The organism is Agrobacterium vaccinii (genome assembly GCF_021310995.1).
GTDB lineage: Bacteria > Pseudomonadota > Alphaproteobacteria > Rhizobiales > Rhizobiaceae > Agrobacterium > Agrobacterium vaccinii.
Genome location: NZ_CP054150.1, coordinates 739,065 through 760,480 on the forward strand (window position 1 = coordinate 739,065; position 21,416 = coordinate 760,480).

The window sequence follows — 21,416 nt, forward strand, 5'->3', positions numbered from 1 at the left end:
TATGGTCCGGGCACACGGTTTCAAGGAGCGGTCAAGCCGCTGCAACAAGGAGTAAAACCATGGCTTTTGAACTTCCAGAATTGCCTTACGATTACGATGCGCTCGCGCCTTACATGTCGCGCGAAACGCTCGAATTCCACCACGACAAGCACCACAAGGCCTATGTCGACAACGGCAACAAGCTTGCCGCTGAAGCTGGTCTTGCTGACCTTTCGCTGGAAGAAGTCGTCAAGAAGTCGTTCGGCACCAATGCTGGCCTGTTCAACAACGCTGCCCAGCACTACAACCACGTCCATTTCTGGAAGTGGATGAAGAAGGACGGCGGCGGCAACAAGCTGCCCGGCAAGCTGGAGCAGGCTTTTGCGTCTGACCTCGGCGGCTACGATAAGTTCAAGGCTGACTTCATCGCAGCCGGTACCACGCAGTTCGGCTCCGGCTGGGCATGGCTGTCGGTCAAGAACGGCAAGCTCGAAATCTCCAAGACGCCAAACGGTGAAAACCCGCTGGTTCACGGCGCAGACCCGATCCTCGGCGTCGACGTGTGGGAACATTCCTACTACATCGACTACCGCAACCTGCGTCCAAAGTACCTCGAAGCCTTCGTCGATAATCTCATCAACTGGGATTACGTTCTGGAGCGCTACGAAGCTGCTGCCAAGTAAGCTTTTAACGCGTGAAGAATACGAAACACCCGGCCTCAGCGCCGGGTGTTTTCGTTCTGTCATATGCGTGTCATTTGCCCGGCCTATGCGGGTGCCATCATGACCGATACATCCCCGCTCTTCTCCTTCGGCATCGTCGCCGATCCTCAATATGCCGATATCGCGCCGCGCCCGGAGATGGACCGATATTATGCGCAAAGCACGCGCAAGCTGGATGCAGCAATCGAGGTGTTCAACGCGAACGATCTGGAATTCGTGGTGACGCTGGGGGATATCATCGATCGTGGCTGGGAGAATTTCGACGCTATTCTGGCGTGTTACGACAGGCTGAAACATCGCTCCGTATTGCTGCCCGGCAATCATGATTTTGCGGTTGCGCCTGAATATCTCGACAAGGTCCATGCGCGTCTCGGCATGCCTGCACCCTGGTATGATTTCGCGGTTGGCGGCGTCCGCTTCATCGTGCTGGATGGCAGTGATGTCAGCGTCTTTGCGCCACCCCCGGGTGATCCGCGTCGGGAGCTGGCGGCGCAGAGATTGGCGGCCCTTGCGCAGGCGGATGCCGTCAACGCGCAAGACTGGAACGGCTCTTTCAGCCCTGAGCAGTTCACGTGGCTTCGCGACACGTTGGCCGCGGCAGATGCGGCAGGCGAAAGCGCCGTCCTTTTCTGCCACTACCCGCTCTACCCGCAAAACTCCCACAATATGTGGGACGCACCTGAAATCCTCGACCTTCTCTCGGCACATCCCTGTGCCAAAGCCTGGTTCTGCGGCCACAACCATGTCGGCAATTACGGCCTCCTGGGCGGCACGCATTTTCTGAACTTCAAGGGCATGGTCGATACGCAGCACGAAAACACCTTCGCCATTGCCGATGTCTATGACGACAGAATCGACATTCGTGGCTTCGGTCGTGAAGACTCGAGAACGCTAAGCTTCTGATATCAAGATATTTCAGACAGCTCACCGCGCCCGGCCAGCAGGCGAAAACGCATCGCCAGCGAGATGAATTCACCACACGTATTCATCTGATATTTCCCAGAAATGCGCTGGAATTGGTCCGATATCCCGCATCGATCATTTTGCGACGGCTCTATTTTCAGGACCGCTCATGCGTAGGAAGAAGAGACCTATCATTAGGTTCAACTTCGGGTTTTCAGCGATCCTAGCGTGGATAAGGCTTTCTACGGTTTGATCACTTTCATCTTTCCAATTATTCATAGCCGGAACCCTGGTGAGGAACCGAGAGGGGTTCTCGCCTTGCGGTCATTTAAATCTCTATTACTCGTGGTCTCATAGCAACCATCAGTTCTGTGTCACACACGCCGTACGACTAACCGCGCTCTAAACAAGTTGAGTATGGAAACATGGGTGAAAAAGATGCCAGCAATGCAGTGCTGCACACTGCAGTAATCAAAGACGCTTATGAAATGTGGTCGAAGCTCTTGTGGGATGTCGATGTATTCCAAGACTTGCAGCGACTAAATCCCGATGAGAAAGAGCCTCTAGGTTTTGCTGCGATCAACGCATGCATCTCCATATCGGTGTTTGTTGATTGGGTGGCGAAGGCGACGGTGAACGGAAACAGGAAGAAATTTCTAAATGATCACCCGGACTTCCTCATGTTTACGGCGATAGCGAACACGTCGAAGCATAGTCTTCATGTTGAGAAAGATGGCGCACCGGTTGAAGCGAAAATGGTTTGGTTTGACGGTGATGAAGATTGCCCCCCGGCATGGCAACTATACTATGTAAATTCCGGCGAGAGCGTCACGGCGTATGAACGCTTTGATCGGATCAAGATTATCGCTTGGAAGGTTCTGGAAAAATTCGATCTAACGGATAGTCGGACATCTGGACCCGAGTGGTATCGAAGGAAGATGCTCCGCATATTCCGCCCCATCTCTCAGGAAGAGGTCAAGGCGCTAATTCAAAGCCACGAGCATACTGGAGAGTGATACGTGCCATTTGAAGTGTCCATAGTTACAGCCACGGACGCAGACAGCGTTGAGGGGGACACGGAAGTCTGTGTTCGCTTTATCTGCGATCTCCTTCATACGACGAAGGAAGAAGCCACGGCACTTCTAGCAAGAACGATGTTTTGTGATGTGGATGTCCAGTCGCCTATAACGCTGCATATAACAGTTCAAGGGCGCGACATATCTAATCGGTTGGATACACCATTCGCATCGCTGTATGATCTTGGACCGGGCGACTGGAGATATCAATTTATTGATAGCGGAGACACCGACGACGACATTTGATCGTCTCCCTTGTGTTTTGGCGTCCAGAAGCTAACGCCAGTTTGTCCAGAAGCCCGCGCCGCGCCACAGTCGCGCTGCGGGCTTGCTGCTGGTCATCATCGCCGGTTTCACGATTTGGGAGGCCGTTGCCGTCAGGTGATATGGGACTGATAATGCTTGAAAAATTCACCGGAATGTGACTTCTTTTTGCCATGTGAAACAGGCATCTTCTGTTTCGCTCGTGGCCAATGTTGAGCGTATCTGTGCGGCTGTTCCACGTTCTGACATTTTAGACCATTTCATAGCATCACCCCGCTGCGGCGGACCTCAGGAGAGAGACGATGAAGCTTAAAACCATTGCCGCATCCATACTGATAGGCTGTCTTTGCGCCGGTGCGGTTTCCGCAGCCGGCGAGGTCGAAAAGCGCGAAGGCCTGATGAAGGGTATCGGCGGCGCCATGGGCGCGCTGGGCGCCATCGCCAAGGGTGAAAAGCCTTACGACGCAGCCGCCGTCAAGACCGCCGTCACCACCATCAGCACCAACGCCAAGGCGTTCCCGGACCAGTTCCCTGCCGGTTCCGAAGGCGGTGCTGCGGCGCCTGCCATCTGGCAGAACTTCGCAGACTTCAAGTCGAAGTCCGAGAAGCTCGGCACGGATGCGGACGCGGCTCTGGCACAGTTGCCGACGGACCAGGCCAGCGTCGGTGCCGCCCTGAAGACGCTGGGTGCAGATTGCAGCAGCTGTCACCAGACGTATCGCCTCAAGAAGTAATAACTGAAAAGCCAGGTCCGCCGGTCATCCGGCGGACTTTTTCATCATTGATTTTACAATAGGCGGAGAAGGCGATGGCTTCCATCTGGGCCAGGCTGGCAGGCGGTGCCGTTATTGCGGGCGCGGCGGGGCTCGGTGTTTTCATGTGGGTGACCGCGCCTCAACGTCAGGCGCCGAGCCACTGGGCCAATTTAGGCGAACCGAACCTTGCCAATGGCGAAACCCTGTTCTGGGCAGGCGGTTGCGCCAGTTGCCACGCGGCACCCGATGCCACGGGTGATGCGCTCAAGACGCTCTCCGGCGGGCAGGCGCTGCCCAGCCCTTTCGGCACCTTCCATATGCCCAATATCTCGCCCGATCCGCAGCATGGTATCGGCGCATGGACTGTCGCAGAATTCGGCGATGCCATGACGCGCGGCGTCGGCAAGCAGGGAGAGCACCTCTACCCGTCCTTCCCCTATAATTCCTATGCGCGGATGACGCCGCAGGATGTCAACGACCTCTTCGCCTATCTGAAAACACTGCCCGCCAGCACCAATGATGCGCCGGGCCACGATCTGCCGTTTCCCTTCAACATTCGTCTGTCGCTGGGCGGCTGGAAGTTCCTGTATTTCGACAAGGGCCAACCGCGTGTCGAACTGGCCAATGCGAGTGCGGATGTCGTGCGCGGACAATATCTCGTCGAAGGCCTCGGCCATTGCGGCGAATGTCACACACCACGCGATGCGCTGGGTGGCTTCCTCAAGGGGCAGTGGCTGGCAGGCGGACCGAACCCGGAGGGCGAGGGCAAGATACCCGACATCCGTCCCGAATCCGCTACGATCGGTTCATGGACACAGGCCGATATCGCCAACTACCTCGAGACTGGCTTTACACCGGATTTCGACAGCGCTGGCGGCTCCATGGTCAAGGTGCAGCAGAACATGGCCCGCATTCCCGCCGAAGACCGCAATGCGATCGCGGCGTACCTCAAGGCGCTGCCTTCCCCGTGATGGCCATTGACTCGGCGAAACTTCCGCCGGATAACAGACGTGTGATGGTCTTTCCGGGTTCGCCCGAAAAGTGAAAAGGGAACACGATAGAAGCGCCAAGCTTTGATTCGTGGCTGCCCCCGCAACTGTGAGCGGATAGCCTGAGAACGAAAAGCCACTGATCTGGCGCATCGACGCGAAATCGTCTTCGATTTCGTAAAATACGATGCGGATACAAAAGGATTGGGAAGGTGTTTTCAAGGTTACGACCCGCAAGCCAGGAGACCTGCCATCACGTGAAGTGTCGTCCAAACCGGCGGGGTGTCCGGAACAGCACGGTTACGAGGTCTGATGTTTCAGGCCTTAGGACCCTGTGTCTCTTTTCCCCGTGGTGAATGTTGAATGCGGTCGTGTGGCGTTTGATCAGAATACGCCCACCCGCACAGGAAAGGGTCACCATGTCTATCCAGCAGAATACGGCCTCAGCCGTCTCAACCAAAACATCGAAAATCGCGCAATCATTGACGGCAGCCGCACTCGGCCTGTTCATCGTCGGCTTTGTCGGTTTTTCGCATGTCGAAGCCGTGCACAATGCCGCGCATGACACGCGTCATGCCAACGCTTTCCCTTGCCATTGAAGGGAGAGAGATCAATGCCATTTTTCCGTAATATCGTCTTTACCGCCGTTCTGGTGGGGCTGATTGCCGGTCTGGCCGTCAGCGCCCTGCAGGCCATCGGCACCACGCCGCTCATTCTCCAGGCGGAAACATTCGAAAGCGCGGGTGGCGAAGCAGCCCCCGCTCACGCCCACGATGCGGCAACACCTGCCGACCATCACCACGATACCGAGGCATGGGCACCCGCCGATGGCTTCGAGCGCAACGCCTATACCCTTGCCGCCAATGTGCTGACGGCTATCGGTTACGCGCTGGTACTGACAGCCCTTATCTCGCTGCGCAGCACGCAGGGCGGCTGGCGTGAAGGCCTGTTCTGGGGCCTTGCCGGTTTTGCCGCCGTCATGCTGGCACCCATGATCGGCCTGCCACCGGAATTGCCGGGAAGCCCAGCTGCTGCTCTCGAAGCACGGCAAATCTGGTGGGTCGCGACCGTTGCGGCAACGGCTGGCGGCATTGCGCTGCTTGCCTTCAAACGCAACGAACCATGGGCCATCCTTCTTGCTGTGGTGCTCATCGTCGCACCGCACGTCGTCGGCGCGCCACTGCCGCCAGAGGGTGAACATGCACTGGCCCCGTTGCCGCTGGAACGCCGTTTCATGGTGCTGGCAACGGTAACGAGCTTCGTGTTCTGGCTTATCCTCGGCTCGCTGAGCGGCCTGTTCCTCAAGCGCTTCGACGTTGCCCGATAAGATGGAAAACGCAGCGGAATGGAGTGACGAGCTCGACGCCGTGCGTTTTTCCATCCCCGGTCATGGCGCACCTTGCGCCATGCATCGCCTGGCCTTCAGGGCGCTTCTGGCAGAAGAACCGGGCAGGGAGGCCTGCCTCGCATTCTTTGCCGAAAACAGCGAGGCATTCTTCACCGCCGCCACCGCCAAGATCGCGCGACTTGCGTTGCCATTCGACCGCAGCCTGCACATCAACAGCCGTGATGTCAGACGCGCGATGGCCGGAAATGCGAGGGAGGGCGCAGCCCGCGCCTGCCGCGTTCTCGATCAGCGCTGATCTCACCGATGCTCCGCTGAAAACACCGCGATTTCGGCTTCTGCCTCCGGTCCCCACAGATCGAGCGCCTTTAGCACTTCGGCGGCAAAAGTCACCGGGGCGCTGCCGGGTGCAGTGACGATGCCTTCGTCGCTGACGGCCTGCGGCTGGTCGCGGTAGTGCTCCACGCCCTGATAGGTCTCGTATTTGCCGTGCGATTCCAGGGAATTGCCGGTATGGGCCACATGGTTCAACACGCCGGTTCCCGCCAGCGCGCTTGCCGCGGCGCAAATGCCGGCGACCACGCGGTGCTGGGTGCGAAAGCGGTGGACGAGATCGGTAAAATCCGGTGCGGCGCCCTTTTCCCAGGCCAGCCCGCCGGGAATGACCAGCGCATGGATCGTTTCCGGGTCGAGCGCGTCATAGGCCATGTCGGGCGTGACCCTCAGGCCGCCCATGGATGTCACGGGCGCGCCATCCGGTGAGGCCGTGACAATATCGACTCCTAGATATCCCCGTGCTGCCGCGGCCAGCAAAGCGGGTTCCCAATCGGCGAATTCCTCGGTCAGAGCCAAGGCGATGCGAGGCATAGTCTTCTCCTGCAATCAACGACATCAAGATCAGCGAACGGATGTCCGGCCGTCAAGCGAAACCTGAAAACGGCTGGGTCGGTTCCGTCTCGTTCGATGCTCTACGCCAATGCCTGCATGAAGCGCATGCCGGTGACGGGGCGGGGGACGAAATCCATGTTTTCGTAGAACTTGTGCGCAGCGAAATTGCCAGTGGCAGCGCCGACGGACAGGAAGTCGCAACCGCAACGCTTGGCCACATCGCGTGCACGCCCGACCAGATGCTGGCCGGTGCCGTGGCCACGATGTCCATCCCGCACGAAGAGGTGGTGAAGCTCCATGCCGCGACGGCCTTCCTGCGCGCGGTACTGCGGCACGAGAATGGCGTAGCCGATCAATTCGCCATCCGCCTCGGCCACCAGCGCGGTGATCCACGGCATCTGCGCAAACAGATCGCGCTCCAGCTTCTCAGGTGTAATCGCAGCCGCATCGCCATGGTGGGCGGCCAGCAGCGTGATCATCTCGTTCAGCTCAGGCAAATCCGTCTTGCGCGCCCCACGAATGGTCACGACAGGCGGTCTCGGCAAAGTCAGAAGGCTGTCCTCAGTCATTTTCTCGTCCCTCGGTTTCTTGGTGGTGCCGTCAGGACGTTTGAAAACAACAAAGCCGCCTGACGGCGGCTTGTTGACAAAGTGATCTGTCGAGCCGCCCTTAAAGGAAGGCCCAAAAATACGAGCAGGAAATGGGTGCGCGTTCGTTGATCATGGCGTGAGTGATGCGCCGGAATTTGGAAGGTGTCAAGGGCGGTAAAAGGGATTTGGACTGCCTCTAAAGAAATAGCAAAACAACAGAGGACCTTGATCACAATTTTGCACGTCCAAGTTCGCGTTCTAGGACGCGAATTACTCCGTTTCCCCTTTTGGTAAGTACGCGAAACCCTTGCGCACCAAGAGGAACAAATGAAATTCTTCATAACAGTCGTTGCTTCCGTGTTTGGCGCGATCTCTTCTTTGCTGATTGTTTTGCCGTTATCGGCAGCGGCGAATGAAGCTGTCGGCGTACGTCAAATTACCGCACATTCCACAGAACGTAACAGCGATCTCTCCGTTACAGTCTGGTACCCGTCAATGGGCGGCGGAAAGCCGGTAATGCTCGGCGAGAGCCCGTTTTTCGTGGGAACGCCAGCCTTGCTCGACGCACCAGCCAGCAAACACAGATATCCTTTGATTTTGCTCTCGCATGGCGCTGGCATTGCGGGGAGTGCGCAAGCCGTAAGCTGGATTGCGGGCCCCTTGGCAGCGCGCGGATTTATCGTCGCTGCGCCTACGCATCCGGGAAATGGCGGCACGAGCAGATCCGCGGCAGAAACGATGAAGCTGTGGTTGCGCCCAAAGGATATAACGGAAACGTTGAACACGTTGAACAAAGACGAATTTTTCAAAGACAATATCCAGTCTAAAGAAGTCGGTATGCTGGGGCTGTCAATGGGTGGAAACACAGCCCTTGCGATCGCTGGTGCGCGTATCGATCCAGCAATGCTTGCTCACTATTGCGACGATAACACGCGCAATGCCTCGCTTTGCGACTGGGTCACCAGAAGCGGCGTAGATCTACATGCCATGGACATGACATTGGCTGGCCGTGATAACCGAGATGATCGCATCAAATTTGTCATGGCGATTGATCCGGCACCAATGGATATTTTCGCGTCAAGGAGTTTTGCGACGATTTCGCTTTCTGTCCATCTGGTCAATCTCGGCAAATTATCGGAAATTCCACAGACGGTCAGGGCGGATAAAGCCGCACAGTCCATGCCTAATGCATCATACGCGACGATAGAGGATGCAAGTCACTATAGCATGTTTGCCGATTGTAAGCCCGGCATAGCGGGGAGTTCGGCAGAGAAAGAAGTCGGTGATCCTATTTGTTCAGATGGCGACGGAAGGTCTCGGAAGGAAATTCACGATCAAATGATCGATATGGCGAATGCCGCTTTTACGCAGGCGCTTAAATAAGAGCCGTAAGCCTGTTGACCCACGTTCCGAAAGGCGGCCACGCGTCTTCCACTGTTCAATAAAAACCGTCTTTTGGCCTTCGCAGGTCCTGATCCGAGATTGCACCCTCTGGCTCACAGCCCTTCCGGGTGAGGGGAGAGCCATTGGCGAAATGCGGTCCGCAATTCATCCGCTTTTTGAAAGCTCGCGGGAAACACGTCGAAGCCGCCGTCATAGGGAGCGAAAATGGTGGCATTTTCGCCATGCAACCACAGAGTGGGGCCGGTCGCATCGTCGGCGATTGAGCGCAGCAACGGGTCATGCTCGCCCATGCGCCATTTTGTTTTAGTGACAGTTGCGACCCAGCAGCTTTGTTCAGCGTCATCGTTAAAAATGAATGTGCCGGGAAGATTATCTTCGTGGGTGTGCTCGTGGTCAGCATGGCGGCATTCGATCTGCCAGCACTCTGTCCCGTCCTCTAACACGGCATTTCCGAGAGTATAGGCCCTTTCGAGGATGACTGCTGTTTCGTCGTCATGCTCGGCATAGCGTTTTGAGTTAGGCAGTGCATGAAATCGAACCCATGGGACGGATTTATCCTGCCGCAACAGATGCGACAGAGGCGTGCGACGACCATAGACGCGGCACCAATACAGATGAAAATTCTGTTCCACGCTTTTAGTCGATCTCAATGCTCGTGCTCACACAAAGCATGGTTCGACAGCGCGCGGATAACATAGCAATCCTCGATCGAATGCCCGTCGCAATGGGAAACGATGCGTTCCAGCTCGTGCTCTAGCTTCTTCAGCTTAACGATTTTTTCGCGGACGGTTGTCAGGTGGTCGGCGGCGATGCGGTCGGCGTCGGTGCAGGGCATTTCGCGGTGCTGGCTGAGCGCGATCAGTTCTTTGATCGCGTCGAGATTGAGGCCGAGGTCGCGGGCGTGGCGCACGAAGGCGAGGCGCTCGAGGTCGGACTTTTCGTAGCGCCGTTGGTTGCCCTCGGACCGTTCCGCTGCCCGCAGCAGGCCCATCTGCTCGTAATAGCGAATGGTCGGCACCTTGACGCCGGTATTTCGAGACAGATCACCGATGGAGTACATGTTCATTCCTCAAAGCTATAGCTTCTGGAGATATAGATCTTCAGCGCCACGGTAGCAAGGGGAGGGAGCAGCACCTTGCACACAGCGTCACTTCTCTATAATATACCCCCCTATACTATTTTGAAAGAAACTCATGTCACACACCTCCCAGAACAAGGACAAGCTGCTTGCCCGCATCCGTCGCCTCAAAGGCCAGATGGAAGCGGTGGAGCGGGCGTTGGAAGGTGGCAAGCCATGCGGGGAGGTGCTGCAATTGCTGGCATCCGTGCGCGGTGCGCTGTCCGGGCTGACGGGCGAGGTGATGCAGGACCATCTGCATGAGCATGTTCTGCATGCCGAAAATGACGAAGAGCGTGCCCGTGCCACCGAAGAGCTGGCGCAGGTTCTGAAAACCTATATCCGATAGAGGTGTGCCATGACGGCAGCGACTGACCATTTCCACCCGCATCCCCATCCCCATCCCCATCCCCACGGCACGCATAGCCATGTCTTTCTTGGCGATAACCACGAGCGCAACGAGCGCCGCGTCTGGGCCGTCATCGGCCTGACGACGGCGATGATGGTGGCGGAAATTGCCGCCGGTAGCTGGTTCGGCTCCATGGCGCTGACGGCGGATGGTTGGCATATGGCGACCCATGCGGGCGCGATGCTGATTTCGGCGCTCGCCTACCTCTATGCCCGCCGTCAGATCGCCAATGACCGTTTTACCTTCGGGACGGGAAAATTCGGCGATCTCGCGGGCTTTGCCAGCGCCGTGGTGCTGGGCGTTGCCGCCATCATGATTGCGTGGGAAAGCCTGCTGAGGTTCTTTGCACCGGTGGATATCGATTTCAACCAGGCAATCGCGGTTGCCGCCATCGGTCTCGTGGTCAACCTCGTCAGCGCTTGGCTATTGAAGGACGATCACCATCACGACCACGGACATGGACATTCGCATGGAAGCCATGCGCACCACGGAAGCCACGCCCATCAAGGTGATCACGCGCACCATGAAAGCCATGGCAGCAAGGATAACAACCTGCGTTCAGCCTATCTGCATGTGCTGGCCGATGCGCTGACATCGGTGCTCGCCATCGTCGCGCTGTTGCTTGGCAAATGGAATGGCTGGACGTTCCTCGATCCCGCCATGGGCATCGTCGGCGGCATCGTGATTGCGCGTTGGTCCTGGGGGCTGCTGCGCTCTACCGCATCCGTGCTGGTCGATGCAGCGCCAGAAGCGCAGGACCTTTCGCGTGAGATTCGAAATGCGGTTGAAACCCCGCAAGAGCAGATCACCGATCTCCACGTCTGGCAGGTAGGGCCGGGGCACCATGCGGCCATCGTCTCGATCCAGGCATCGTCACCGCAGGCGCCAGCATTCTATCGGCAGAAGCTGGAAGCAATCCACGAGCTGTCGCATGTGACGGTAGAGATCAACGCTGCCCATCCGGCGTGATGTGTTGAGGTCAAAGGCTCGAACGATAAGACGTGAGCTTGGTCCAGCGGGTACATCCCTCATTCCTGTGCTTGTCACAGGAATCCAGTCGTCGCGCGTCTGCGCGGCGGGAAAACTCCTTGCGCTTGCACTAGCTGAGAAAAGCTGGAGATCGCGGCGTCATAACTCAAGCCGCAGAGCGTTGATATAGAGCGGCGCGAAAAACTTTGAGCGCAGCCACTCCCAGGCCATTAATCAACTTTTAATCTAAAATATGCTTGCTGGCGACGTTAACTCAGTGTGAGCGATGCGATTCGGGGCAGATCAATGTTCCGTATAGGCTTGGCGAAACCATGCGCTGTCCAGCTGCGACGTGGCGCCTTCGCTGCCCTGCGCGGTGCTGGCATCCGCGTCATTGCTAACGGTCCACAGAACGTTGGCAAGAGATGTCGTTTCCAGCACGTTGACAAAGGAAAGTCTGCCGCCGCCGGAAACCGTTTGCTGCTGCTCGGGAGCGACAGGCTCAACCGTGCGCTTTTCGATGTGCTGAGAGCGGCTTTGATGCGCAGATCCGCCGATATTATTATCGATATTCATTGCAAGCCTCTTTCTTGACCGATTAACGAATTGTTAACGGCCGAAGCTTGCGCGAAGCTTGCGTCATTGTGTTTGGCTTGCGTTCTTCGCTTGACAGCATGGAAAGTGCTGCTTCGTTTTTACGTTTTTTAGGGTTGCCAAACCAGAAAACCGCCATTTCGAGCGATTCCCTAACGTAAGACGCCCTCCGCAAGGTGAGTCGTGGAGGGCGTTGGGTAGAATCAGGCGATCCGTTTTTCCGGTTCCGGCGATTCTGACGGCTCTGTCAGTGGCACGCCCGTCGGCACGGCCTCATCATCCTGCGTGGCAGGTGTCACCATGGCTGCCATCAGCGTTTCGATGCCGATGCTGCCGACCGTCTTGCCGTCTTCGTCCACCACCTGCGCAGTGGTCTCGTTGGCATCTGTCATGTCACGGGCAATGTTTTCCAGCGTGTCGGTTTCCAGAACCGACAGGTTTTCCGGCGCCGTCGTGGCCGGTTCCATCACGGTTGTTGCCTGCAACACGCGGCCACGGTTCACGTCACGCACGAAGTCGCTGACATATTCGTTGGCCGGATGCTGGATGATGCTCTGGCCATCGCCCTGCTGCACCATCTCGCCGTCTTTCAGGATCGCGATATGGTCACCAAGCCGCAGCGCTTCATCCAAATCGTGGGTAATGAAGACGACGGTCTTCTTCAGCTCCTGCTGAAGATCGAGCAGCATGGTCTGCATATCGACGCGGATCAGCGGGTCGAGCGCCGAATAGGCCTCATCCATCAACAGAATATCGGCATCGTTGGTCAGTGCCCGGGCAAGGCCTACGCGCTGCTGCATGCCGCCCGACAGCTGGTTCGGGTAATTGTCCTCGTAACCATCGAGGCCCACGCGGTTCAGCCAGTAACGGCCTTTTTCCAGACTGTCCTTGCGGGACACGCCCTGAATATCGAGACCATAGACGCTGTTCTCCAAGACGGTGCGATGCGGCAAAAGGCCGAATTTCTGGAACACCATCGCCGTCTTGTGGCGGCGGAAATCGCGAAGGGCGGACGTGCCCATCGAGCAGACGTCCTCGCCGCCATACAGCACTTCACCCGCACTCGGCTCGATCAACCGGTTGATGTGGCGGATCAGCGTAGACTTGCCGGAGCCCGAGAGGCCCATGACCACGGTGATCTTGCCGCCGGGCATGGTGATGTTGATGTTGTTGAGGCCGAGAACGTGGTTGTGCTTGTCGTTCAGCTCGGTCTTGCTCAAGCCGTTTTTAACGGCTTCGAGATGTCTCTCAGGGTGCTTGCCGAAGATCTTGTAAAGTCGGCGGATTTCGATGTCCTTAGCCATGTTGCACCTCGCGATATTTCTGCAAACGCTTGCCGAAGGCCTGGCTGGCACGGTCAAACATGATGGCGATAGCCACCAGCGCAAAGCCGTTCAGAAAGCCGATTGTGAAGAACTGGTTGTTGATGGCCTGAAGCACGTTCTTGCCCAAACCGCCGACACCGACCATGGAGGCGACCACGACCATGGCCAGCGACATCATGATTGTTTGGTTGATGCCGGTCATGATGGTGGGCAGCGCCAATGGCAGTTGCACATTGAACAGCTTCTGGGTGTTGGACGAGCCGAAGGCGTCTGCCGCCTCCAGCGTTTCCCGGTCCACCATGCGAATGCCCAGATTGGTCAGGCGGATCATCGGCGGTATCGCGTAGATGACGACCGCAATCAGGCCCGGCACCTTGCCAATGCCGAAGATGACGACGACCGGAATGAGATATACGAAGCTCGGCATCGTCTGCATCACATCCAGACCCGGATTGATGAAGCGTTGCAATCGCTCGGACCGCGCCATGAGAATGCCTAGCGGCAGGCCGATGGCAACGGCGATCAGCGTCGCAATCGCTACGATCGACAGCGTCGTCATCGCATCCCGCCACAGGCCAACAGCGCCAATCAGACACAGCGAAACGGCAGTGCCAAGCGTAATGCGGAAGCTGCGCCCGGCCAGATGCACCATGGCCAGCAGGCCGAGAAAAATGATGATCCACGGCGTCTGCGTGAAAAAGCGTTCGGATGAATTCAAAAACAGCTGCAGCGGGTGCATGACCGTATCGATGACATCGCCGTAGCTACGAACGATATCACGGAAGCCGTCATCGATAGACTTGCGCGCCACGCGCATGGTGCTGTTGCCAATGGCCGGAAACTTGCACAGCATATCCGGCAGGAGATTACAGAGGGCCATTATTGTTTTTTTCCCTTAGTTTTTGTTGGAGGGGCTTGTGGGTCGATGCCGAGTATGCGGCTTACCCCCTCTGTCCTGCCGGACATCTCCCCCACAAGGAGGGAGATCGACTCGGGGCGACCTCTCGGTCACCTCAAACGTCGAGAGTGGAGCGATGTCGGCGCGCCTTGCTTATCTCCCCACCTGTGGGGGAGATGCCCGGCAGGGCAGAGGGGGGTAAGCCACGCATTCAAGGGCTGCGATCAAACCGCAGCCCCAAACACACTCACATCACATCGAAGCCTTGATCTTCTCAGCCACCTCGGGCGAAACCCACTTCGTCCAGATGTCCTCATGGTTCTCGAGGAAATACGCTGCACCGTCTTCATTGGTGCCCTGGTTTTCATCCATCCAGGCCAGAATTTTCGCCAGGGTTTCGTTATCCCACTGGCGCTTCTTCACGTATTCGCCTGAAGGGCCAGCTTTTTCGGCGAATTCCTTGGTCACGACGGTAAAGACGTCCGCGATGGGATAGGCGTTCGGCTTGGGGTCGGCGCAATCGGCCTTGGCGATGCAGGTGTCGTAGGCCTCGCGGTCGAGTTCGACACCGTCATCCAGCTTGACCATATCGTATTTGCCCATGATCGCCGTTGGTGCCCAGTAATAGCCAAGCCAACCCTGCTTCTTCTCGTAAGCGTTGGAGATGGAGCCATCGAGACCCGCAGCCGAGCCGGTATCGACGAGGGTAAAGCCCTTGTCTTCCGCCTTGCGCGCCTTGAACAGATTGGCCGTCGTTGGCTGGCAACCCCAACCGGGAGGGCAACCGAAGACGGCGCCCTTGCTGGCATCTTCGGGGGCGGGGAACAGTTCGGGATGCTTCAACGCATCTTCAACCGTCTTGATGTCGGGATGTGCATCAGCCAGATACTTCGGAATCCACCATCCCTCGATGCCGCCATCGCTCAGAATCTTGACGTCCTGAATGAGATTGCCGGACTTGATGGCTTCCTCGTAAGGCGCGCCCAGCGTGTTCACCCACATCTCAGGCGCCATATCCGGCTGGCCTTTTTCGTTCATGGAGGTGAAGGTCGGTGTTGTATCGCCGGTCACGATATCGACCGTGCAGTCATAACCGTTTTCCATGATGAACTTATCGACATAAGCCGCGACACCCGCAGATGCCCAGTTCATTTCGGCGATGGAGATATTGCCGCAGGTCTCAGCGGCGTTGGCGGTGCTTGCGCCAGCGGCGGCGGCAAGGGTGAAGCCCGTGACAAGAATGGTCGAGGCGAGGAGTTTCTTCATTGTAAGACCCCCAAGTCTAATGCAGTGTTTATGTGAGGCATACCGGGGCACTGCAGAGCCCGGCCTGCCAAAGCGCCGGCGCGACATCAACGATATCGGCTGCCAGAACGCAGAGCTAAGGCCATGGAGCGTGAGTTCCGCCAGCATGCGCCAGCGAAAGCCCCAGGACGAAATGACATGCGCGGAAAGACGAGTGGAAACCCGTCAAAGAAAAGTCGCTCGACAGCGACGAAAAGAGCCGCAGTCGCAGCGGCGAAAAGCGCGTAAATATGTCAACGGGTTTTATAATACGGCGAGAAGATGATATTGCAACGCAAAATGCCGCATTGCAGCCATGCACATTGCTGCGGAACCATTTTTGTGGATGGGTAATACTTTTGGATGGTTATATTATACTGATAAAACGTAGATTTAAATTTCTTGAAAAATTAAAATGCAATTAATTTTGAAGATACATTCAAATAAACTGATGATTTGATTTTTTGTGGAAAAAAATCTCAAATAAATCATTTTAGGAGGTATTTTTCTCCAAGAAATCCCGAGTTCGTCATCCTCGGGCCTGTCCCGAAGATCTCATCATGCTTCTGCGGATGATACGTGGCAGATGCTCGGGACGAGCCCGAGCATGACGACGGTAGGCGTCCGGCTTGAAATAGCAGCCTTTGCCCTAAGCAAGTGCAAAACGGCTAGCCGTCATCCTCGGGCTTGACCCACTGCTGTCCGGTTTAAACTTATGTCCATTGGAGCATCAGCTGGTCATTGTGGCATCTGCTGCTGTTGGGTGGTTTTAGAAGACTGTCTGTTCTTTTTCGATGCATGAGGTTGGCCCGCACGAGGCGGGCGAAGATCCAGGGGCTTTTGATGGTCTTCTGGTCTGCCTGCGCCATGCGCAGAAGCAGGAAAGCGATGAGGGCCACGGTGATCTGAATGCGCACGGCGTTTTCTGAGACACCCAGGAAATGCTTGATCTTCAAGGTCTGCTTGACCCATTTGAAGAACAGTTCGATAGCCCAGCGGCGCTTGTAGAGATCGGCGATCTCTTGCGCAGTGGCATCGAGATCGTTCGACAGGATCCGCAGCACCTTGCCGGTATCGCTTTGCACCGTGATCTCGCGAACCGGGTCGCTGAACGGGTTCTTGCGGTTGCCGGCCTGACGGGCAGGCAGCAGACCAATGCGATCCGACAGGATGCGACCACCGTTTGCATCCGCGTCCTCCAGCGGCTGCTCATGCAACACCGTCAAGGGTGTATGGGACTTGAAGCGGGTGACGATGCGGCATCCGGCCTGATCCATCCTGGCCCACCACGAGAAATCATAATAGCCCAGATCAAAGACGTAGGTCGCGCCCGGTTCGATCGGCATGGCCTTGGCGGCGGTGATGTCATTGACATTGGCGGGTGTGACGGCGGCATAGATCGGTCGCTCTGCGCCCGCATCATAGACGATGTGGACCTTGGCCCCGCAAGCCTGATGGGAGAACCGCGCCCATTGCGATCCTGCACCGGAAAGGCGAAGGCTCGTGGCATCGATCAGATAGGTCGCCTCGCCGACGGCCCGTCGCAACCCGCGCCCGGCTCGTGCGACCAGCTCGGCAAACAGACCGGTAAAGACCGCACTTGAGCGTTTGGCATTGGCATCAGCCAGTGTCGAACGTGAGGCCGGGCGTGCGCCGAGATGATAAAGGCGTGTCGAATGGCTTTCCAGACCACCTTCGATCTCGCGCAAGCTGACAGCGCCGGCCAGTTGCCCATACAGCAGGGCGATCAACTGGCTCTTGGTGGACAATCGCCGGATATGCTTATCGGTACCATGCTCATCCACAAGCCGCTCGAAGGTCGACCAGGAAATGCGCTTCAAAAGATCATGAAAAACGCTATTGTGATGCCGCACGGTGTTGCCCCTCTTTCGTGTCCAAATCGTCGCCAAACGTTTGAATACGAATAGAATCAACACCGTGCGCCGTGTCTACAAATTTAAACCGGACAGCAGTGGGCTTGTCCCGAGGATCTAATCACGCTCCTGCGGATGCAACGTTGGTAGATGCCCGGGACAAGCCCGAGCATGACGAACGTGAGCCTATTGGCCTTCAAACCCCAGCCTTACCCGCCACCTTCAACGCAAACGCATACTCAAACGCAATCTCTTCCAACCGCTGGAACCGCCCGGACTTGCCGCCATGCCCCGCCGCCATATTTGTCTTAAGCAGAATGGGCGCTTCACCCGTCGTGTGCTCGCGAAGCTTCGCCACCCACTTGGTCGGTTCCCAATAGGTCACGCGCGGGTCGGTCAGGCCGGAAATGGCCAGAAGCGGTGGGTAGGGCTTCGCACCGACATTGTCATAAGGCGAATAGGCTGCGATCCACTGGTACTCTTCTTCGGACTCCAGCGGGTTACCCCATTCCGGCCATTCCGGCGGCGTCAGCGGCAGGGTGTCGTCCAGCATGGTGGTCAGCACGTCCACGAAGGGAACGGCAGCGATGATGCCTGCGAATTTCTCCGGTGCCATATTGGCCACCGCGCCCATCAGCATGCCACCGGCAGAACCACCTTCCGCGATGATGCCGCTGTAGGAGGTGAAACCGTCCTTCACCAGATGGTCGGCCGCCGCGATGAAGTCTTTGAACGTGTTCTGCTTGTGCTCCATCTTGCCGGTTTCGTACCACTCGAAACCCTTGTCCTTGCCGCCGCGAATATGGGCCACAGCATAGACGAAGCCGCGATCGGCCAGCGACAGATTGTTGGTGCTGAAGGACGCGGGGATGGAAATGCCGTAAGCGCCGTAACCATAAAGCAGGCAAGGGGCAGAACCATCCAGCGGCGTATCCTTCCGGTAGAGCAGGGAAACCGGCACCTGCGCGCCATCATGCGATGTCGCCATGATGCGGCGCGTCACGTAGTCGTCAGAGTTATGACCGGAGGGCACTTCCTGCGTTTTCAGCAGCGTGCGCTCACGCGTCACCATGTCGTAATCGAACAGCTGGCTCGGCGTCGTCATGGAAGAGTAGCTGAAGCGGATGACATTGGTGTCGTATTCGGCGGCACCATGCAGACCCAGCGAATAGGCTTCCTCATCAAAGGCAACGCTGTGTTCCTCACCGCTCACACGGTCGCGAATGACGATGCGCGGCAGGCCATCGCGGCGCTCCAGCCAGATCAGATGGCGGGCATAGGCGTCGATATCGAGGATGAGACGGCCCGGCTCGTGCGGCACGACCTCGGTCCAATTTTCCTTGCTCGGAGCCGTGACCGGCGTCTGGCAGATGCGGAAATCCTTGGCATCGCCGTCATTGGTCAGGATGTAGAAGACATCGCCGCCCTCGCACAGCGAATATTCGATGCCTTCCTCACGCTCCGCCACGATCTGCGGCTCGGCTGTCAAATCCTTGGTGGAGAGAATGCGGTATTCGCTGGTTTCGTGGTCGTGAATATCGATGAAGATGAAATCGTCCAGCACAGATGCGCCCACGCCCATGAAGAAGCCGGGGTCTTTTTCCTCATAGACCAATCGGTCGGATGATTGCGGCTCACCGATAATGTGGTGGAAGACCTTCGATGGGCGGTGGTTCTCGTCCTGTAGCGAATAGAAGAAGCTCTTGCCATCCGGCGCCCATGCACCACCACCGGCAGTGTTCTCGATCACGTCGGCCAGGTCCTCGCCGCTCTCCAGCTCACGAATGCGCAGCGTGTAATATTCCGAACCCTTGTCGTCGTAACCCCAGATGCCGCGACTGTGATCGCTGGTCTGGTCGAGACCGGCGAGCCGGAAATAATCCTTGCCTTCGGCTTCCTTGTCGCCGTTCAACAAAACGTGCTTCTCGCCACCGCCGCGCGGCGTGCGGAAATAATGCGGCTGCTCGCCACCGGTCACGAACAGGGTGCCATAGGCATAGGGACCGTCATTCACCGGCACGGATGAATCATCCTGCTTGATGCGGCCTTTCATCTCCTCAAACAGCTTTTCCTGAAGCGGCTTGGTATCGGCCATGGCCGCTTCCATATAGGCGTTCTCGGCTTCCAGATGGGTGCGGATGGCGGGGTCCAGCAGCGTCGGGTCCTTGAACATCGCCTGCCAGTTGTCGGCGCGAAACCACGCATAATCATCCGTGCGCGTTATGCCGTGATGCGTATCGGTGGTCGGCTTTTTCGCTGCAACGGGCGTTGCGGGCAGGTTCTTGAAAATGGACAAGGGAAACTCGCTTTCATGGGAAATCAGTCTGCGTAGCCAAAGATGTAGAGTGCCACCGCAGGTGGATCAAGGTCGAAATCTTGTCGGGGTGAAACCGAACACGGGCACAATTCTGTCAGCTTTCCATCACAATTTCATACTAGATCGCAAATCTGACACATCCATGTCGATGCTGTCGATCAGTGGGTTTGCCCAGCGAATCAAAAAGAAGAAACGAAGAGCCCGAACAGGATCCCATGCAAAAGCTTCTCCCCGTCGCCCTTCTTGCAACCTTGGCCGGCCTGCCTGCGGCCATGCCCGCATTTGCCATCGATGCCAATGTTCTCAGACAGTTGAACGTGCTTGCCCCGGAAGAACGCCTCGAGCAGCGTTGCGACATCGAAGCCATGGAGCGCATCGCCAAGGAACAGAAGGGCATGAAGCCCGACAAGGTCATCGCCTACGCCTTCGGCGACCCGGATGTAACCTCCGACAGCATCAAGGCCTCCGGCGCCGTGTTCAGAAGCGGCGGCGAATGGTTCCGCCTGCGCTACAAATGCCAGATCACGACGTCCACGCTTGGCATCAAGGATTTCGATTACAAGGTGGGAGACAAGGTGCCGGAAGCGCAGTGGGCGAAGCATTATCTGTATGATTGAGCCACAACGTCCCTCATTCCTGTGACGCGCACAGGAATGAGGGCAGAGAGACTGCCAGTTGCCAATCCGCAACGATATCTAACTGATTTCTTATTGATATTGCCGCCTGCTGAATTGCCGACTAATCCTTGTGTGAGAGGGTTTTTCAGGGGCAGGTTGCATGAGTGTGCGTTTTCACGGGCTTTCGGCGTTTCCGCTGACACCGGCGGATGAAGAAGGCGTCGTCGATGTCGAGGCACTGTCGCGGTTGATCGACAGGGCAGGGGCCGCGCAGGTGGATTCCATCGGCCTGCTGGGTAGTACGGGAAGCTACGTCTATTTCTCTCGCGAACAGCGCCGCCGGGCCGTGGAAGCGGCAGCGGAGTGCCTGAAAGGCAGCCGTCCTCTTCTCGTCGGCGTGGGCACGCTGCGCACCAACGATGCGGTCCTGCTGGCAAAGGATGCGGAAGCGGCAGGCGCGAATGCGCTGCTGCTGGCACCGGTGTCCTATGCCCCGCTGACGCAGGAAGAGGTCTATCACCACTTCGCAGCGGTGGCCGGTGCCACCAGCCTGCCGCTCTGCATTTACAACAACCCGTCCACCACCCATTTTACCTTCACCGACGAGCTGCTGGTGCGGCTGGCTTACATCCCGCATATCCTGGCGGTGAAAATGCCCTTGGCGCCAAACATGGAATTCAAGCCGGAACTGGAGCGTCTGCGCCCGCGTCTGGGCGACAATTTCTCCATTGGCTATAGCGGTGATTGGGGCTGTGCCGACGCCGTGCTGCAAGGGGCAGACGCCTGGTACAGCGTCATCGGTGGCCTTTTGCCGGTGCCATCATTGCGGCTTTTGCGCGCCGCACAGGCAGGCGACAGCGCCGAAGTTCAGCGGATCAGCGCTTACTTCGAACCGCTCTGGGCCTTGTTCAAGGAGTTCGGCAGCTTCCGCGTGGTCTATGCCGCCGCCAACCTGCTGTCGCTCACCCACCGCCAGCCACCTCTGCCGGTCATGCCCCTCAGCGTCAGCGATTGCGCGCGGGTGGAAGAGGCGCTGGCAAAGCTTGCAGAACTGGATGGCCTGCCCAACGCCACGCCATAATTCCGGCACTTTGCGG

General features: G+C 57.4%; 23 protein-coding genes and 1 riboswitch. Of the genes, 13 read left to right on the forward strand and 10 right to left on the reverse strand.

What is annotated here, in order from left to right; all coding sequences use genetic code 11:
* The first annotated feature begins 59 nt into the window (after positions 1-59).
* The 8 genes from HRR99_RS03715 to HRR99_RS03750 all read left to right on the forward strand — a co-directional run bounded on the left by HRR99_RS03715 (position 60) and on the right by HRR99_RS03750 (position 6,331).
* Positions 60-662, forward strand: a complete 603-nt coding sequence (locus HRR99_RS03715) for a superoxide dismutase (RefSeq protein WP_111840708.1) — start codon at positions 60-62, stop codon at positions 660-662.
* Between the two features lie 99 nt (positions 663-761).
* Positions 762-1,604 (forward strand): metallophosphoesterase, encoded by an 843-nt coding sequence (locus HRR99_RS03720; protein WP_233122817.1) that lies wholly within the window; start codon positions 762-764, stop codon positions 1,602-1,604.
* A gap of 425 nt (positions 1,605-2,029) precedes the next feature.
* The gene (locus HRR99_RS03725; protein ID WP_233122818.1) at positions 2,030-2,620 is read left to right on the forward strand and encodes a hypothetical protein; all 591 of its coding nucleotides are present in this window, start codon (positions 2,030-2,032) and stop codon (positions 2,618-2,620) included.
* 626 nt (positions 2,621-3,246) lie between these two features.
* Complete coding sequence (locus HRR99_RS03730; protein ID WP_233122819.1) at positions 3,247-3,678, forward strand: c-type cytochrome; 432 nt, start codon at positions 3,247-3,249, stop codon at positions 3,676-3,678.
* A gap of 74 nt (positions 3,679-3,752) precedes the next feature.
* Positions 3,753-4,670: a cytochrome c gene (locus HRR99_RS03735; protein WP_233122820.1), complete on the forward strand. Its 918-nt coding sequence runs from the start codon at positions 3,753-3,755 to the stop codon at positions 4,668-4,670.
* Between the two features lie 28 nt (positions 4,671-4,698).
* A riboswitch (cobalamin riboswitch) is annotated at positions 4,699-4,957 on the forward strand.
* A gap of 150 nt (positions 4,958-5,107) precedes the next feature.
* Positions 5,108-5,287 carry a CbtB domain-containing protein gene (locus HRR99_RS03740; protein ID WP_233122821.1) on the forward strand — a complete coding sequence of 60 codons (180 nt, stop codon included), beginning with the start codon at positions 5,108-5,110 and terminating at the stop codon, positions 5,285-5,287.
* Between the two features lie 14 nt (positions 5,288-5,301).
* Complete coding sequence (locus tag HRR99_RS03745; RefSeq protein WP_233122822.1) at positions 5,302-6,015, forward strand: CbtA family protein; 714 nt, start codon at positions 5,302-5,304, stop codon at positions 6,013-6,015.
* A gap of 1 nt (position 6,016) precedes the next feature.
* Positions 6,017-6,331: a hypothetical protein gene (locus HRR99_RS03750; RefSeq protein ID WP_233122823.1), complete on the forward strand. Its 315-nt coding sequence runs from the start codon at positions 6,017-6,019 to the stop codon at positions 6,329-6,331.
* Positions 6,332-6,333: 2 nt separating this feature from the next.
* Here HRR99_RS03750 and HRR99_RS03755 read toward each other — a convergent pair whose 3' ends face one another.
* Complete coding sequence (locus HRR99_RS03755) at positions 6,334-6,900, reverse strand: type 1 glutamine amidotransferase family protein (protein ID WP_233122824.1); 567 nt, start codon at positions 6,898-6,900, stop codon at positions 6,334-6,336.
* A 101-nt stretch (positions 6,901-7,001) separates the two neighbouring features.
* Complete coding sequence (locus HRR99_RS03760) at positions 7,002-7,490, reverse strand: GNAT family N-acetyltransferase (RefSeq protein ID WP_112498418.1); 489 nt, start codon at positions 7,488-7,490, stop codon at positions 7,002-7,004.
* A 348-nt stretch (positions 7,491-7,838) separates the two neighbouring features.
* On the opposite strand from HRR99_RS03760, the gene HRR99_RS03765 reads away from it, so the two are divergent.
* Positions 7,839-8,894: an alpha/beta hydrolase family protein gene (locus HRR99_RS03765; protein ID WP_233122825.1), complete on the forward strand. Its 1,056-nt coding sequence runs from the start codon at positions 7,839-7,841 to the stop codon at positions 8,892-8,894.
* 113 nt (positions 8,895-9,007) lie between these two features.
* Here HRR99_RS03765 and HRR99_RS03770 read toward each other — a convergent pair whose 3' ends face one another.
* Positions 9,008-9,547, reverse strand: coding sequence for a DUF3885 domain-containing protein (locus tag HRR99_RS03770; RefSeq protein WP_233122826.1), 540 nt, complete (start codon positions 9,545-9,547; stop codon positions 9,008-9,010).
* Between the two features lie 14 nt (positions 9,548-9,561).
* Positions 9,562-9,975 (reverse strand): MerR family transcriptional regulator, encoded by a 414-nt coding sequence (locus tag HRR99_RS03775; protein WP_112498421.1) that lies wholly within the window; start codon positions 9,973-9,975, stop codon positions 9,562-9,564.
* Between the two features lie 133 nt (positions 9,976-10,108).
* On the opposite strand from HRR99_RS03775, the gene dmeR reads away from it, so the two are divergent.
* Positions 10,109-10,381 carry a Ni(II)/Co(II)-sensing transcriptional repressor DmeR gene (gene dmeR, locus HRR99_RS03780; RefSeq protein WP_045231236.1) on the forward strand — a complete coding sequence of 91 codons (273 nt, stop codon included), beginning with the start codon at positions 10,109-10,111 and terminating at the stop codon, positions 10,379-10,381.
* Between the two features lie 9 nt (positions 10,382-10,390).
* Positions 10,391-11,410, forward strand: a complete 1,020-nt coding sequence (dmeF, locus tag HRR99_RS03785) for a CDF family Co(II)/Ni(II) efflux transporter DmeF (RefSeq protein ID WP_233122827.1) — start codon at positions 10,391-10,393, stop codon at positions 11,408-11,410.
* Positions 11,411-11,713: 303 nt separating this feature from the next.
* Here the strand turns inward: dmeF and HRR99_RS03790 are convergent, their stop codons facing one another.
* From HRR99_RS03790 to HRR99_RS03815, 6 genes are all read right to left on the reverse strand, one after another.
* Positions 11,714-11,986: a hypothetical protein gene (locus HRR99_RS03790; RefSeq protein WP_112498423.1), complete on the reverse strand. Its 273-nt coding sequence runs from the start codon at positions 11,984-11,986 to the stop codon at positions 11,714-11,716.
* Positions 11,987-12,207: 221 nt separating this feature from the next.
* Entirely contained in the window at positions 12,208-13,308 is a 1,101-nt protein-coding gene (locus HRR99_RS03795) for a quaternary amine ABC transporter ATP-binding protein (RefSeq protein WP_233122828.1), read from the reverse strand.
* Positions 13,301-14,209, reverse strand: coding sequence for an ABC transporter permease (locus HRR99_RS03800; protein WP_173996332.1), 909 nt, complete (start codon positions 14,207-14,209; stop codon positions 13,301-13,303). Before HRR99_RS03800 ends, HRR99_RS03795 begins: the two co-directional genes overlap by 8 nt.
* A gap of 270 nt (positions 14,210-14,479) precedes the next feature.
* On the reverse strand, positions 14,480-15,493 hold the full coding sequence (locus tag HRR99_RS03805; RefSeq protein ID WP_233122829.1) for an ABC transporter substrate-binding protein: 1,014 nt from the start codon (positions 15,491-15,493) through the stop codon (positions 14,480-14,482).
* A 731-nt stretch (positions 15,494-16,224) separates the two neighbouring features.
* Entirely contained in the window at positions 16,225-17,385 is a 1,161-nt protein-coding gene (locus HRR99_RS03810) for an IS4 family transposase (RefSeq protein ID WP_233122830.1), read from the reverse strand.
* Positions 17,386-17,581: 196 nt separating this feature from the next.
* Positions 17,582-19,681 carry a S9 family peptidase gene (locus HRR99_RS03815; protein ID WP_233122831.1) on the reverse strand — a complete coding sequence of 700 codons (2,100 nt, stop codon included), beginning with the start codon at positions 19,679-19,681 and terminating at the stop codon, positions 17,582-17,584.
* A gap of 236 nt (positions 19,682-19,917) precedes the next feature.
* Here HRR99_RS03815 and HRR99_RS03820 point away from each other — a divergent pair, with 236 nt between their 5' ends.
* The gene (locus tag HRR99_RS03820; protein WP_045231283.1) at positions 19,918-20,319 is read left to right on the forward strand and encodes a DUF930 domain-containing protein; all 402 of its coding nucleotides are present in this window, start codon (positions 19,918-19,920) and stop codon (positions 20,317-20,319) included.
* A 160-nt stretch (positions 20,320-20,479) separates the two neighbouring features.
* Positions 20,480-21,400 carry a dihydrodipicolinate synthase family protein gene (locus HRR99_RS03825; protein ID WP_233122832.1) on the forward strand — a complete coding sequence of 307 codons (921 nt, stop codon included), beginning with the start codon at positions 20,480-20,482 and terminating at the stop codon, positions 21,398-21,400.
* Positions 21,401-21,416 lie beyond the last annotated feature (16 nt).

Coding starts and splice junctions, on each gene's coding strand:
- HRR99_RS03730 (WP_233122819.1), top strand. CDS start 3,247: ATGAAGCTTAAAACCATTGCCGCATCCATACTGATAGGCTGTCTTTGC.
- dmeR (WP_045231236.1), top strand. CDS start 10,109: ATGTCACACACCTCCCAGAACAAGGACAAGCTGCTTGCCCGCATCCGT.
- HRR99_RS03755 (WP_233122824.1), bottom strand. CDS start 6,900: ATGCCTCGCATCGCCTTGGCTCTGACCGAGGAATTCGCCGATTGGGAA.
- HRR99_RS03715 (WP_111840708.1), top strand. CDS start 60: ATGGCTTTTGAACTTCCAGAATTGCCTTACGATTACGATGCGCTCGCG.
- HRR99_RS03795 (WP_233122828.1), bottom strand. CDS start 13,308: ATGGCTAAGGACATCGAAATCCGCCGACTTTACAAGATCTTCGGCAAG.
- HRR99_RS03745 (WP_233122822.1), top strand. CDS start 5,302: ATGCCATTTTTCCGTAATATCGTCTTTACCGCCGTTCTGGTGGGGCTG.
- HRR99_RS03790 (WP_112498423.1), bottom strand. CDS start 11,986: ATGAATATCGATAATAATATCGGCGGATCTGCGCATCAAAGCCGCTCT.
- HRR99_RS03800 (WP_173996332.1), bottom strand. CDS start 14,209: ATGGCCCTCTGTAATCTCCTGCCGGATATGCTGTGCAAGTTTCCGGCC.
- HRR99_RS03760 (WP_112498418.1), bottom strand. CDS start 7,490: ATGACTGAGGACAGCCTTCTGACTTTGCCGAGACCGCCTGTCGTGACC.
- HRR99_RS03820 (WP_045231283.1), top strand. CDS start 19,918: ATGCAAAAGCTTCTCCCCGTCGCCCTTCTTGCAACCTTGGCCGGCCTG.
- HRR99_RS03750 (WP_233122823.1), top strand. CDS start 6,017: ATGGAAAACGCAGCGGAATGGAGTGACGAGCTCGACGCCGTGCGTTTT.
- HRR99_RS03775 (WP_112498421.1), bottom strand. CDS start 9,975: ATGTACTCCATCGGTGATCTGTCTCGAAATACCGGCGTCAAGGTGCCG.
- HRR99_RS03735 (WP_233122820.1), top strand. CDS start 3,753: ATGGCTTCCATCTGGGCCAGGCTGGCAGGCGGTGCCGTTATTGCGGGC.
- HRR99_RS03720 (WP_233122817.1), top strand. CDS start 762: ATGACCGATACATCCCCGCTCTTCTCCTTCGGCATCGTCGCCGATCCT.
- HRR99_RS03825 (WP_233122832.1), top strand. CDS start 20,480: ATGAGTGTGCGTTTTCACGGGCTTTCGGCGTTTCCGCTGACACCGGCG.
- dmeF (WP_233122827.1), top strand. CDS start 10,391: ATGACGGCAGCGACTGACCATTTCCACCCGCATCCCCATCCCCATCCC.
- HRR99_RS03805 (WP_233122829.1), bottom strand. CDS start 15,493: ATGAAGAAACTCCTCGCCTCGACCATTCTTGTCACGGGCTTCACCCTT.
- HRR99_RS03725 (WP_233122818.1), top strand. CDS start 2,030: ATGGGTGAAAAAGATGCCAGCAATGCAGTGCTGCACACTGCAGTAATC.
- HRR99_RS03765 (WP_233122825.1), top strand. CDS start 7,839: ATGAAATTCTTCATAACAGTCGTTGCTTCCGTGTTTGGCGCGATCTCT.
- HRR99_RS03740 (WP_233122821.1), top strand. CDS start 5,108: ATGTCTATCCAGCAGAATACGGCCTCAGCCGTCTCAACCAAAACATCG.